Below are 15,639 nucleotides of genomic sequence, written 5' to 3' on the forward strand. Positions count from 1 at the left end.
ATGTCATCCGCGGTCGAGCAACGGGTGAAAGCGATCATCGCAGAACAGCTCGGAGTGTCGGAGGACGAAGTCGGTCCGTCGGATTTGATCGTCGACGACCTGGGCGCGGACTCCGTCGACATCGCCGAGCTCATCATGGCGCTTGAAGAAGAGTTCGAGGTCGACATCTCCGATGAGGACGCGGAAAAGATGAGGAGCGTCAAGGATACCGTCGACTACGTCCGGAAGACCGTCCCATGAAACTTCTGATCGCCTCCGATCACGGCGGGTTCGCACTCAAGTCCCGCATCGTCGCCTTCCTGAGTAAGAGAAAGGTCCATATCGAGGACCTCGGCACGGATTCCGACGGATCCGTCGATTATCCCGACTTTGCCATCAAGGTGGCCGAGCGTGTCTCGCAGGGCCATGCGGACGCGGGCGTGCTCGTCTGCGGTACGGGCATCGGCATGTGCATCGTGGCCAACAAGTTCAGAAACGTCCGCGCCGCCGTCGTCAGCGATCCCTATTCTGCGAGAATGGCCAAGGAGCACAACAACGCCAACATCCTCTGCGTGGGCGGCCGCGTGTTGGAGGAGAACGGCAAGGCCGAAGAGATTCTCGCGGCCTGGCTGGACGCCCAATATCAAGGCGGCCGCCACGACCGCCGGCTGGACAAGATCCGGCAAATCGAAAAACAGAATTTCAAATAATCAAAGCCACTTCTTCTTCCGGAAAAAGTAAATCAGCCCCCCCGCGACCGCCACCAAGAGCCCCAACGTCATGTAGTATCCGTGCTCCCATTCCAGCTCCGGCATGTGTTTGAAGTTCATCCCGTAGATTCCGGTGATGACGGTCAAGGGCAGCATGATGGCGGCGGAGATCGTCAGGAGTTTCATGACCTCGTTCGCCTTGTTGGAGGAGGTGAGCAGGTGGGCCTCGATCAGCCCGCCGATGGCGTCCCGGTTGGATTCGGTGCGGTCGGAGATCCTCACCAGGTGGTCCCGGACGTTGGAAAGGTAGGGGATTGAGATGGGAAGGACCTCGTCGTAACCTTCCTTGACCAAGCTCATCAGCATGTCGATCTGCTGGGCACAGATTCGCTTCAAACGCGCCAAGTTCCTCTTAAGACTGAAGATTTCAGGCAGGAGGTTCTTTTCATGCTGTTCCAGGACGTTGTCCTCCAGGACGGCGATCCGGCGGTCGAACTGGTCCAGGACGGGCATATAAAGGTTGACCATCTCGTCCAGGAGCCGGGCCATGAGGAAGTCCGCGCTCCGCATCGCAGACTTGGGGTTCCGCTCCGCCCGCTCCTTCGCCATGGCGGTGCTGCGGAGTTTGGGCTTGTGGTAGGTCACCAGGAAATTCGCCCCCAAAAACATGTCGAGCTCGGCCGTCTTGAATTCCCGGTCGGCCGACTCCGCCGGCAGTACCTCGTGAAAGATGAGAAAGATGTAATCGCCGTACTGGTCGATCTTGGGCTGGTGTCTCGGAGAGAGACAGTCGTCGATGGTCAGCGGGTGAAAGTTGAAGGCGACGTCCAGGAGTTCGGTCTCCTCCGGCGTCGGTTTTTCAATGTCCACCCACGTCACGCGTGTCTTGTCGGCGACCAGGGCGCGGATCTCGGAGGCGTTCTTCACCTCCTGCATGCCGGAGGTCTCGCTGTAGGTGAAGATCGTCAGCATACGGGGATTGTATCGATTTGTAGCAGACGCCCGGAGACCGGTCCATCCCTTTTGACGGGGAAAAAATTCAGCCCGAGTATTCGCATGTATACGGAACTTGCCGAACTTTCTTGACTAAAGCGGCTCATCCATGTTTTTTATGCCGCCGTAACCTGAGCATAATCAAAACCTAGCATCACGGAGGGGGTTCTAAGATGCAAAATCAATCACGCCGTAACTCCATTTTTTTCGCGCTGACCGCGCTGGCTCTTCCGTTCACAGCCTTAACGGCCGGCACCGCTCACGCGGATTGCACGACGCCCGTCACGCACACGGTGACGAGCCTGGCCGATGACGGCTCGGTGGGCACCCTCCGGCAGCTCATCAACTCGGCGACGGTCGAAGACTGCGACACCATCGACATCCCGGCCGGGACGATCGTCTATGACGGGACGGGTCCAGGGCAGATTCAGATTCGAAAGAACATTACCCTCCACGGCGCCGGCGCCGGGACGACCATCATCGACGCCAACGGTCCCAATACGGCCGATCGCGCCTTCGAGATCGATCCGGATGACACCGGGGTCGGCGTGACGATGGAAGGGGTTACGGTTCAGAATGGACTCCCCGGCACGGACGGCGGCGGTATTATCCTCTCAAATAACGGATCCCTGCGACTGATCGACAGCGCGGTGATCGGGAATGAGGCGAGCGGCAATGGCGGTGGAATCCACTTGGATGATGACGGAAGTTCATTGACCCTCGATAACTCGGTCATTTCGCACAACATCGCTTCGAGCGACGGTGGCGGCATTTATTTCGCGGGATCGGGCACCTCCGGCATTATTGCCAATGGGTCCGTCATTTCCGATAACGAAGCCGGGAGCGAGGGTGGTGGAATCTATCACAGCGACGGCCAGTTGGAGGTCTTCAACAGCAGGATCATCGACAACAAGTCGGGCAGTGACGGCGGCGGCATTTCCAATGAATTCGCCGCGATTACCCTGGTCGATTCTGAGATCAGTGGAAATGTGGCGGATTCCAGCGGCGGCGGTATCTACAACAATTACACGACCTTCATCGATAACTGTGTCATTAGCAATAATAAGACAACCAGCGACAACGACGGCGGCGGCATTTACAACGACGACCTCTTATACATTGTCAAGAGCACGGTCTCAGGAAACCGCGCCGAGGGCGACGCCGGCGGGATCTATAACAGTGAAGGGATCACGATCGAAGACACAACGATTTCCGACAACATCGCGGACGTCGATGGAGACAACACGGGTGGCTGCGATGGCGGTTGCGGCGGAGGCATCTACAATAATTTCACCCTGACGCTCATTCGGAGCATCGTGAGCGGGAATACCTCCAACGGTGAAGCCGACGGCGGCGGGATCTACCAGAATGACTATGCGATCATCGTCGATTCTCTCATAGCCAACAACACGACAACGAACGGCGACGGCGGGGGCATCAGTGCCTGCAGCGAGCCGACATCAATCCGCAACACGACAATCTCCGGCAATCAGGCGAAGGGTGAGAGCAATGATGCTAGCGGTGAGGATGCCGAGGGCGGCGGCATATACAACTGCGAGCCGATGGATATCATCAACTCCACGATCGTGAACAATTCCGCCGACGGCAGCGGCGGCGGTATCTATAATGACGAAGAGTTGACCCTCAATAACGTCACCATTGCGTTTAATACGGCGGACGCGAACGAGGGCGGCCTTTCCTTGGGCGACGGCGGCGGTGTTTACAACAACGCGCGGGTCGTCATGGTCAATAGCATCATCGCGGGAAATGCAGATGTCGGTCCGGGCCCCGGCGCCCCGGATTGCTTCAATGATTTCAGCGGCGTTTCAAATGAAATGACTGCGGGTGGTCCCAACCTTGTCCAGGACACCTCCAACTGCGAAATCACGGGTTTCAAGGAATTGGTTGTGGAGGCCGATCCTCTCTTTGACGCGGCGGGATTGGCCGACAACAGCGGCACCTCTGCGGGCGATCCTGACAGTCTTCTAGTCATCCAAACGGTCTCGCTCCAAAGCGGGAGCCCGGCCGTTGACGCCGGCGATACAGGGGTCTGTGCGACAACCGACGAGAGAGGTGTCAGCCGTCCCCAGGGAGCCGAATGTGACCTGGGTGCCGTGGAGGTTGAAGGTGGGGCGGGCCCTATCGACGATGACGACGATGACGACGACGGCGTCCTGGACGTCGACGACAACTGTCCCTCCGATGCGAACGCCGACCAGGCCGATACTGACGGGGATGGCGTCGGCGACGCCTGCGACAACTGCGTGGACGATGACAACGCGGATCAGGCCGACGCGGACGGCGACGGCATCGGCGACGCCTGTGATTCAGGAGGTGGCGGCGGCGGATGCTCGCTCATGACGGCCGGTTCTTCCGGAGGCGGCCTTGTGGGTCTCCTCTCTCTCATGACCGTAGCGGGGATGTTTATGATCCGAAAGAAATCGTTCAAAAAAATGGCGCTCTTGGGCGGATTGGTCCTGCCCTTGATTCCGGCGGTGGCCCAGGCCGACTGCACGACCCCGGCGACCTTCACGGTCACCAACTGTGGCGACGACGGCTCGGTGGGGACACTCCGCCAGTTGATCCACAGCGCCTCGGTTCAGGATTGCGACACGATCCAGATCCCGGCCTGTACGATCGTGCTCGACACGGCAGGGTCGACGTTCTTTGCCGAGACGGACGCGAACGCGGACCTGGATGTCGACAAGAGCATCACGATTCGGGGGGCAGGTCCCGGTAGCACGGTCATCGATGCCGACGGCGCTGTCACAGGCGCCCGCGTCTTTGAAATCGATCCGGACGATACCGGCGTTGGCGTTACGTTCCAAGGCCTGACGATCACCGGCGGACAGCCGTCGTCCGGTGAGGGGGGCGGCATTCTGGTCAGCAATCACGGCGTGCTTACGGTGCTCGATAGCGCCGTTGACGGGAACGACTCGGATACGGTTGCCAGCTCCGCGGGGGGCGGTATCGCCCTGCCGGATGACGGTTCCCTGATTCTGACCAACAGTTCGGTCTCCAACAACAAGTCGGGTGATAACGGCGGTGGCCTCTGGTTCTCGTGCGGCGACGCCACCTCGGGAATTATCTCCAACAGCGAAATCGACGGAAATACGGCGGTCAGCAACGGCGGTGGCGGCGTCTACATCGACTGCGGAACATTGGAGGTGATCAACAGCCGGATCACGAACAATGTGTCGGACGGAAACTATGGCGGCGGTCTTTGGAACGAATACGCTTCCGTGTATGTCCTCAATTCCGACTTTATCGGTAACCGTTCCGAAGGAAGCCAAGGCGGTGGCATTGAAAACGACTACACCATCCTGATCGACAATTGCTTGATCCAAGACAACGTGGCGACGAGCTCCTCCGGTTATGGCGGGGGAGTCGCAAACGAGGACGGCGGGATCATGACCATCATGAACTCGACCATCGACGGTAATCGGGCCGACGACGACGGCGGCGGAATTTACAATGATTATTACGCCGTCAATATCATCAATAGCACGATTTCCAACAATGTCGCCGATGCCGACGATGATGGATCCGGCAATGGCGGCGGCATCAGCAACGACGATTGCTATCACCTCTATGTGACCAACAGCTTGATCATCAATAACCTGTCCAAAGGTGATATCGGGGGCGGCATTTATCAAGACGGATACGCCATCATCGATAACAGCACCATCGCCGGCAACGTTGCGGCAAACAATCACGGCGGCGGCATCTATACGGATTGCGAGCCCACGGTGATCCGTAACAGCACGATCTCGGGGAATGCGGCCCTCGGTGACGACGGTTCTGATGACAGCCAGGGCGGCGGTATTTGGAATACGTACCCCCTGCTCCTCACGAACACCACGATCGCGAACAACCGCGCCGACGGTCATGGCGGCGGAATCTACTCCGACGATGAAGGTACGAGCCTCAACAATGTCACGATGACCGGCAACGTCGCCGATGCCAATGAAGGTGGCCTCAGTGGCGGCGACGGCGGAGGCATTTACAACATTGACCGCGTGGCGGTCACCAACAGCATCCTCGCGGGAAATCTCGACGCCAGCCCCGGCCATGAAGCCCCGGACTGCTACAACAACTTTACCATTGACGGAGACAGTATCGAGATCCTTGGCCCCAACCTCATTCAAGACACATCCGGATGCGAACTTCAGGGCCAATTGAGTCTCCTCATAGAAGCGGATCCCCTGTTCGCTCCCGCCGGGCTGGCCGACAACGGCGGTTCCGATCAGGGGGACGACCCCAAGGAGCCCGCCAAGACCATCGGTCTCCAAGCCGGGAGCCCGGCGATCAATGCGGGCGATAATGGGTCCTGCGAACCGACGGATCAGAACGGCGTTGCACGGCCCCAGGGTGACAATTGTGATCTGGGCGCAGTCGAAGTCTCGGCGGCGGTTGGCCCCGTCGACGACGAGGATGACGACGACGACGGCGTTCTCGACGTGGATGACAACTGCCCCGCTGACGCGAACGCCGACCAGGCCGATGCGGACGGTGACGGTGTCGGCGACGCCTGCGACAACTGCGTGGACGATGACAACGCCGACCAGGCGGATGCGGATGCCGATGGCATCGGTGACGCCTGCGATACGGACGGCGGCGGTAGCGGTGGTTGTTCTTTGATTCGATAAATGACATTGGGGGGCGGCCTCGCGGGGCCGTCCCCCTCCATTTGCTCACAACCCGAGGAGCGACTCTTATGACCAAACGTCTCGGCATACTCTCAATCTTTGCCTCCTTTATCATCACGGGACTCGCCCTGAGCTCTCCAGCTACGGCAGCCACCTGGACCGTGACCAACGCCGCGGATGACGGCTCCTCGGGGACCCTCCGGACGATCATCGAAAATCCGGCCGTCATCGACGGCGACGTGATCGTCTTCGATGCCAGCGTCACCACCGTCACCCTGACCGATGACCTCGACATCAACAAGAGCATCACGATCCGCGGAAACGGCGCGGGGACAACGATCATCGACGCCAATGGCGCGGTCACGAACGACCGGGCCATCGACATCGACGCCGATGACCGGGGGGTGCATGTCGCCATCGAGGCCCTCACGGTCCAGGGGGGGCGTGAGGACTCGGGAACCGGCGGCGGCATTCGGATTCGCAACTCCGGCTCCCTCCTTCTGAGGGATTGCGAGGTCAAGGACAACCAGGTGACTGCGGGATCGACCGACGGCGGGGGTATTGCCATCGAATCCGACGGCGCCTTGGTCGTCGAAAACTCCACGATCTCGGACAACGCGGCGACGCAGGACGGCGGCGGCATTTATGCAAACGCCGGCTTCATCGAAATCAAGAACAGCTCGATCGAGAACAATATCTCAAGCTTCGGCGCTTCCACCACGGACGGGGACGGCGGCGGCATCTACTCGGAAGATGGAACCCTTAATATCATCGATACCGCCATCAAAGGAAACATCGCCGGCGACAACGACAGCACGTTCGACGATCCGGAGGATACGAGCAGCGAGGGCGGCGGCATCTACACGACGAGCGATCAATCGGCCACGATCACGGGGTCCGGCGCCTGCGAGATCAGCGGCAACAAGTCCGGTGGTGATGGCGGTGGAATTCATAACGGCGAACTCATGTCGATCGATAACTGCCTCATCGACGATAACCATGCGATGAATGACCACGATGGCGGCGGCATCTACACGGAAGATCTTCTGACCCTGACGGACAGCACCGTCAGCAACAACGACGCCGAGGACAACGGGGGCGGCATCTACAACAGCGGATCACTCACAATCTTGAACAGCACGATCTCGGGCAACACGGCCGACGTGGACGCGGACCCCGATGGAAGCCAGGGCGGAGGCATCTACACGGATAACTACTTCTTCCTCAGTGGCAGCGTCGTCCGCGGCAATATCTCCGTGAGCGGAGAAGGCGGCGGCATCTACTCGGACAGCTCCAACTACATCATCATCGAATCGAGCGTCATCGCCGACAACGAAGCCAGCGATCACGACGCCGGCGGGATCTATAACACCGGCGCCCCGATGATCATCCGCAACAGCACGATCTCCGGAAACCGGGCCCTCGGAGATGAGAACGGCGGCGGGACGGACAGTATCGGCGGCGGCATCGTCTCCTATTATCCCCTCATGATGTCGAACACGACCGTGGCCAACAACGAGGCCGACGGCGACGGCGGCGGCATCTATGCCTCCGGCGGCGACGATCACTTCTTCAACAACGTCACTATTTCGGGCAACGTCGCGGACCAAGAGGGCGGGGCCGATGGCGTCGGCGGCGGAATCTACAACGACGCCACCGGCGTCACGATTACCAATTCGATCCTCGCCGACAACTCCGATGACGCAACCGCGCCCGACTGCTTCAGCGATTTCTCGGCTGGTGCGGTTTTTACGTCCCTCAGCGCCAATCTCATCGAAGTTACGACCGGATGCGACGTGACCGGTTTGGGACTCGTCACCGGCGACCCGGCCTTGGCCGCCCTGGCGGACAATGGTGGCCCGGACGCCGGCGACCCCGACAGCCCCGAGCCGATCCTTACCAGCGCCATCGCGGCCGGCAGCGCGGCCTTGGACGCGGGCGACAGCGGGACCTGCGAGTTGGATGACGAGCGCGGTACGAGCCGGCCTCAAGGTCCGGCCTGCGATTTGGGGGCCTTTGAGCTCTTCACCGATACGGACGGCGACGGCATCGAGGACAACTCGGACAACTGCCCGTCGACCGCCAACGCCGGACAGGAAGACGGCGATGCCGACGGCGTCGGAGACGTCTGCGACAACTGCGCGGACGATGCCAACGCCGATCAGGCCGACACCGACGGCGACGGAACGGGAGACGCCTGCGAGGCGGCCGTGACGCCTGCCACGGATACCGACGGGGACGGCGTCCCGGATTCGACGGATAATTGCGATGCCGTCGCCAACGCGGACCAGGCAGATGCAGACGCTGACGGGATCGGCGACGCGTGTGACGCGGAAGACGGCGGGGGCGGTTGCAGCCTCAACGCCGGTTCCACCGCCGCGCGCGGAGCCACGGAGGGTCTTTCAATGTTCCTGATGTCGATCCTGGCCTTTGCCGGATTATGCCTGTTCCGGGGTAGGCGCGTGGCCCGCCGTGCCCTTCCGGCCGCGGCGATCCTGCTCCTGTTTTCCAGCACCGGCCGAGCGGCGGACATAACCGTCACGAGCCTCCTGGACGACGGTACACCAGGGACACTCCGCAATGCGATCGCGACCGCGCTGGACGGGGACGTGATCATCGTTCCGGCTGGAACCATCGTACTCACCCTGGCGGGCGGCGCCTTTGACGCCGACACATTCCCGGATTTGGACATTACGAAAACAATCACCATCCAGGGCGCCGGGGCCGGAAGCACCTTCATCGACGGCAGCGGCGACCTGACCGCCGACCGCGTCTTTCATATCGATCCCAACGACACCGGGGCGGGGGCGACCCTCGAAGGCATGACCATCCAGGCCGGAAAGCCTTCGGCCAACGGCGGCGGCGTCCTCATCGACAACCGGGGCTCCCTGACCCTTGTCGACAGCGTCGTGAGCGACAACGAGACCAATGGAGCGGACGGCGGCGGCATTTATCTGAATGAGGGCGCCTTGGCCGTGATCCGCTCGACCGTCCGGACCAACGTCGCCGACGGCAACGGCGGAGGCATCTACAATACCAGCGGCTCCCTGATCATCTCCGATGGGAGTTCCGTCACCGGCAACATCGCGACCTCCTCCGGGGGAGGCATCTATACCGATGCGGGAGGGCTCGACGTCATCAACAGCCAAATCAACAACAACGATGCGGACAGCGACGGCGGCGGTATCTACAACGGCTACACGGCCGTGGTCCTGAACAATTCGGATTTGAGCGGCAATACGGCCGAGGGCAACGGCGGCGGCGTTTACAATGGTTATACGCTGCTGATCTCTGCCTCCACGGTCTCCCACAATCAGGCCCTGAATGACAGTGACGGCGGCGCTGTCTTCAATGACGTGGAGCTCTGGGTCGAAGACAGTACCCTTTCCGACAATGGAGCCGATGACGATGGCGGCGCCATCTACAACAACTCAACGGCCGTGATCGAGCGCAGCACGATCGCCGACAATGCCACCGATATCGACTCCGACGGCTCCGAGGGCAATGGCGGCGGGATCAACACCGACGGTGATCTCTACGTGCGGGAGAGCAGCATCCTGAGAAACGTGGCCGGCGGCGGCGGCGTCGGGGGCGGTATCTCCGGCACGGGCAGTGAGTACACGGTCATTGATCGGAGCACCATTGCCGACAACGTGGCCGCGGATAACGACGGCGGAGGCATCTATTTCGACAATTCCCAGACCATCATCACGAACAGCACCATCTCCGGCAACATCGCCCTGGGGGATCAGCACAATTCGGCCTCAACCGACAGCCAGGGCGGCGGCATTTGGCACGACGAAGCGCTGACCATGACCAATTGTACGGTCGTCGGGAACCGTGCCGACGGCGACGGCGGTGGGATCTACGTGAATTCCGACAGCGATGCGAACATCATCCTGAGCAACGTGACGATCACGGGCAATACCGCCGATGCCAACGAAGGAGGCTTCTCGGGCGGCGAAGGCGGAGGCGTCTTCAACGATCAGGGTGTGCTGCTCACCAATTCCATCATCGCCGGGAACACGGACGCCAGCTTCATTTCCACTTCCCCCGATTGCTACAGCAACTTTACCGGGGATGGTAACAACTTCACCGTCGTCGGACCGAATATCATCCAAAATCTGGATGGTTGCGAGGTCGTGGGAGACGTCTCAAGTCTCCGGAGCGACGATCCGCTCTTCGACCCGGCCGGCCTGGCCGACAACGGTGGCCCGACCCAGACCTTGGCCCTTCAGGCCGCGAGCCCTGCCTTGGACGTGGGTGACAACGGCTCCTGCGAACTCACCGACCAGCGCGGCACTGCGCGGCCCCAAGGCGCGGCTTGCGACTTGGGCGCCTTCGAATTGGAGCCCGACGCCGATGGCGACGGGATTCCCAATACTTTGGACAACTGCCCCGACGTCTCCAATGCGGACCAAACCGACACGGACGGCGACGGCGCGGGTGACGCCTGCGACACGGACGACGACGGAGACGGCGTCGCCGACGGGGTCGACAACTGCCCTCTGGTCGCCAACGCGGACCAGGCCGATGAAGACGGCGACGGGATCGGCGCCGCCTGCGACACCGATGACACCGGCGGCGGCACGACCGGCGGCGGAGGAAACGGTGGGGGATGCGGCCTAGTCGCGAGTGGTGATGCGAAGCCTCATGTCACCTTCTGGGCCGTGTTCGCCGGCCTTGCGGCCTTAGCGGCGCTTCGGATGAGGAAAATCGCGATGAAAAAAGGCTTTTGGATTTTGGCGCTGGCGTCATTGTTGCTTCCGTCCACCGCCGGTGCGGTTACCTACAACGTCGATCCAAACTCGATGGGTGCGGCGCCGACCGTTCCGGACGGAGATCCGGGGTCCCTGCGTTTCTATCTCGAGAACATCGCGCTCGCGGACGGCGACACCGTCGTCATCCCGTCAGGCACGGTCAATCTCGACTCAACCATCGGGGAGATTGAAATCAGGCGGAACGTAACGATCCAGGGCGCAGGCGCTTCCGACACCATCATCGACGGAAACGGGGCCGGAGGCGGCGACGATCGCGTCTTCAGCATCGACCCGGACGACACCGGCATCGCGGTGACCATCTCGGGGGTCACCATCACGGGCGGCGATGTGGGCGCCAGCGGCGGCGGCATTCTCCTGAGCTGGACAGCGAGTCTGACCCTCATTGATTCGGTGGTCGACGGAAACCACTGCACCACCAGCGGTGGCGGCATCGATGTGGAGGATCAGGGAACCCTCGTGCTCATCAACAGCACGGTCTCCAACAACACCGCGGACAACGACGGCGGCGGTATCTGGAGCGGCGAGGGGTTCGTCCATGTCATCGGCAACAGCGTCATTGGGCCCAATAATCAGGCCCTCGGCAGCTACGGCGGCGGCATTTACACTAGCGGCGGCGTCCTTCAGATCGTGGACAGCCAGGTCACGGGCAACCGCGCGGACGATTATGGCGGCGGGCTCTATCTCGACAGCAACCAAGATACCTCGGCCTATCTCCTGAATTGCGAGATCACCAACAACGCGACCATCAACGATGACGGCGGGGGGATCTATAACGACAGCACCCTCTTCATCGACAACTGCCGGATCGCCGGAAACACAGCAGACGGAGACGGCGGCGGCATCGACAATAGTGAACATCTCACCCTAATCAACAGCACCATCTTCGGCAATCACGCCAACGAAAGCGCGGGTGGTATCTACAACGACGACGGTCTCACAATCAGCAACTCGACCATTTCCGAGAATATCGCCGACTTTAACGACGACGGTTCCGGCGGTTACGGCGGCGGAATCTACAATAACGACTATCTTTCACTCTCCGACAGCTTGGTCAGCAACAATATTTCAATCAGCAACAACGGCGGCGGTATCTATTTCAACGATTACGCCGTTCTGGACGGAGTGGCCGTCACGGGCAACATCGCCCAAGACGACGACGGAGGCGGCCTTTATGTCGACGGGGACCCGGTTGTCCTACGGAACTGCACCATTTCCGGAAACGCCGCCCGCAACAACAGCGACGGGGGTGGACTTTATACGACCTATGCGATGGATATCTCCAACACGACCATCGCCAACAATACGGCAGACGGCAACGGCGGCGGACTTTACAACGATTCCGGCGGTGACGGCATCCTTCTCAACAACGTGACCATTACGGGTAACGAATCGGACGCGGATGCGGCCGGCGGTGGTGACGGCGGCGGATTCTATGACGACAACTCGGACGCCGTCATGATCAACACGATCATCGCGGGCAATACGAGCCCCAACCTGGGGGATGACTGCATCAGCGATTCGACCGCCGGCGCGAGTACGTTGACCTCGGGCGGTCCCAACTTCGTCGGTGTCGTCGATACCGACTGCGACATTGAGGGCGACGATACGGCCGTCCTGACCGGAGACCCCGGCTTCGCCGCGGCCGGCCTGGCCGACAACAACGGTCCCTTGGTCGGAGACCCCGAGGCCCCGGTCCGGTTGCAGACGGTTGCCCTGGCCCCGGCCAGTGCCGCGGCCGAAGCGGGCGACAATGCAAGTTGCGCCTTGACCGACGAGCGCGGCGTGACCCGGCCCCAGGGCGCCGATTGTGACCTGGGAGCGTTTGAACTGGTCGTGGATACCGACGGCGACGGGGTAAGCGACGACGTCGACAACTGCCCCGCTGCATCCAACGCCGATCAGGCGGACGGTGATGCCGACGGTGTGGGCGACGTCTGTGACAACTGTCCGGCGGACGCCAACGCCGACCAGGCGGACGCGGACGGCGACGGGACGGGCGACGTCTGCGAGGCGCCTCCCGCGGTCTGCGGCAATGGAGACGTGGAGACCGGTGAAGGATGCGACGACGGCGATACGGACGCGGGAGACGGTTGCAGCGACACCTGCAGCGTGGAAGCCGGTTTCACCTGTTCCGGGGAGCCCTCCGTCTGCACCGAAACGGCCGGGGACGGCGGAGGCTGCTCCCTGACGGACGGGGGCACATCGGCGGCTGCGACCGGCCCCTTGATGGCGATTTTCGCAGGTTTAGGGGTCCTGTTTCTCCGTCGCATGGGGAAAAAAACAATGAAAAAGGCTCTGTTGGGCATGGGATTTCTGGCCTTGATGCTTCCGGCGGGCACGGTGGGTGCGGCGACCTTTACCGTGACGAAGATCACGGACGACGCCCCGGATGGCAACTGCGACGCCGATTGCTCCCTGCGCGAGGCCGTTATTGCGGCCAATGCAAGCGTCGGAGTTGATGACGAAATCGTGATTCCGGCCGGAATCTATCAGTTGACCATTGCCGGCGCGGGCGAGGACCTTGCCGCGACGGGCGATCTTGACATTACGGACAATGTGATCATCACCGGATCCGGCTCTCTGACGACCGTCATTGAAGGCAATGGTGCCGCCACTGGAGATCGGGTCTTTCATATCGATGCCGGCGCGAGTCCCGGCGTTGCCGCGAGCGTCGTGATGACCGGCGTCACCATTCAAGGAGGCAATGTCAGTGGGAGCGGGGGTGGAATAAACATCGACAATCGCGGTTTCTTGAGGATCGTAGACAGCCTCGTCTTTGGAAATGACGCTACAGGCGATGGCGGCGGTATTCACTTGGACGATGACGGTTCGGGCCTAGTCGTGGAAAACTGTACCCTTTCCAATAATATCTCGGAGGACGATGGCGGAGCCATCAGCAACGACGACGGCTCCCTTCTCGTCAAGAACAGCACGATTGCTGAAAACAAGGCCGGCGATGACGGCAGCGGAAACGGCGGCGGCATCTACAACAACGAGGACGGGGCCGAGATCATTGACACCCGGGTCGTTGACAACGAGACTGGAAGTTCGAGCGGCGACGGCGGCGGCATCATGAATGACTACGGGGCGATGACCATCACCGGCAGCGGCAACTGCGAAATCAGCGGAAACCGCACCCTTGCCGGCGAGGGTGGGGGAGTCGACAACGAATACACCATGCTGATCGACAACTGCCTGATCGCCGAAAACCAGGCCCTGGACGACAACGACGGCGGCGGTGTCTACAACGACGATGAGATGGTGATCCTGAACAGCACGATCAGCGGGAACCGCTCCGAAGACAGCGGCGGGGGCGTCTATAACTACTACCACATCACCATCGACAACAGCACGATCGCCGACAACATCGGAGACACCGACGAGGATGGAGGCGGCGGCGGCGAAGGCGGCGGCGGGATCCACTTCGACGACTGGAGCACGGTCAGTAACTCCATCATTTCCGGAAACACACATCTGACCGGAGAGGGCGGCGGTATCGACGCCTATTACTACTTCGTCCTCGATAACTGCCTCATTACCGGCAACACCGCGGCGGACAATGACGGCGGCGGGATTGCGACCGATTACCCCGGCGTCATCCGGAACACTCTGATCAGCGACAATCGTGCCCTTGGGGATCAGAATAATTCGGCCACGGACGACAGCAATGGCGGCGGCATTGCGACAGACTACCCGCTCCAGATCATCAACACGACCATTGTCAACAACCAGGCGGATGGCCATGGCGGCGGAATTTGGAGTGATGATAAGCTGGACTTGAACAACGTGACGATCGCCTTCAACACGTCGGACGCGAATGAGGGAGGTTTTACGGGCGGCGACGGCGGCGGAATTTACAACGATGATGACATGGTATTCAGCAATACCCTCATTGCCGGCAATACCGACGCGAGCCCCGGCGCCGAGGCCCCGGATTGCCTCAACGACTTCACGGGTGCCGGGAACAGCATGGCTTCGAGCGGGCCCAACATAGTCCAAGACCCGTCTGGTTGTGAGATCACCGGTGATCCGACGGGCGTCCTGAATGTGGACCCCCTCTTTGATCTGGCGGGTCTGGCGGACAACGGCGGTCGGTTCGCCGGCGACGAGCCGACCTCGGTGGTCCAAAGCCTCTCCCTGCAGGCCGGGAGCCCCGCGATTGACGCCGGTAACAACGCCACCTGCGACCCGACCGACCAGGTCGGTACCGATCGTCCCGTCGGCGACGCCTGTGACCTGGGCGCCTTGGAGGTTACAACCCCCGCGGCCCCCCCGGTTCCGCCGGTCGTGCCTGCTGTTTGTGGAAACGGCGACGTGGAGACCGGTGAGGGCTGCGATGATGGCGACACCACTGCGGGCGACGGTTGCAGCGCTACCTGTGTGGTCGAAGATGGCTTTACCTGCACGGGTGAACCGTCGGTCTGTACCGAGGAGTCGGGAGGCAGCGGCGGTTGCAGCTTGATTAGATAATACGAAGGGCGAACACGAGGTTCGCCCCGACACTATCTCGAAGGCGGCCCTCGAAAG

At 61.2% G+C, this 15,639-nt stretch carries 5 protein-coding genes; 4 read left to right on the forward strand and 1 reads right to left on the reverse strand.

Annotated features, from left to right (window positions below):
• Together acpP and rpiB are read left to right on the forward strand one after the other, a co-directional pair.
• The gene (gene acpP, locus VLJ37_06755; protein ID HSA59369.1) at nucleotides 1–240 is read left to right on the forward strand and encodes an acyl carrier protein; all 240 of its coding nucleotides are present in this window, start codon (nucleotides 1–3) and stop codon (nucleotides 238–240) included.
• Nucleotides 237–689, forward strand: coding sequence for a ribose 5-phosphate isomerase B (rpiB, locus tag VLJ37_06760; protein ID HSA59370.1), 453 nt, complete (start codon nucleotides 237–239; stop codon nucleotides 687–689). The genes acpP and rpiB overlap by 4 nt, the downstream gene beginning before the upstream one ends.
• Here rpiB and corA read toward each other — a convergent pair whose 3' ends face one another.
• Nucleotides 690–1,661, reverse strand: a complete 972-nt coding sequence (corA, locus tag VLJ37_06765) for a magnesium/cobalt transporter CorA (protein ID HSA59371.1) — start codon at nucleotides 1,659–1,661, stop codon at nucleotides 690–692.
• A 194-nt stretch (nucleotides 1,662–1,855) separates the two neighbouring features.
• Between corA and VLJ37_06770 the strand changes: the two genes are divergently transcribed.
• Both VLJ37_06770 and VLJ37_06775 read left to right on the forward strand, forming a co-directional pair.
• Nucleotides 1,856–6,331: a choice-of-anchor Q domain-containing protein gene (locus VLJ37_06770; protein HSA59372.1), complete on the forward strand. Its 4,476-nt coding sequence runs from the start codon at nucleotides 1,856–1,858 to the stop codon at nucleotides 6,329–6,331.
• 68 nt (nucleotides 6,332–6,399) lie between these two features.
• Nucleotides 6,400–15,582, forward strand: a complete 9,183-nt coding sequence (locus VLJ37_06775; protein ID HSA59373.1) for a choice-of-anchor Q domain-containing protein — start codon at nucleotides 6,400–6,402, stop codon at nucleotides 15,580–15,582.
• The last annotated feature ends 57 nt before the right edge of the window (nucleotides 15,583–15,639 follow it).

Source organism: bacterium (assembly GCA_035454885.1).
Taxonomy (GTDB): Bacteria; UBA10199; UBA10199; order JACPAL01.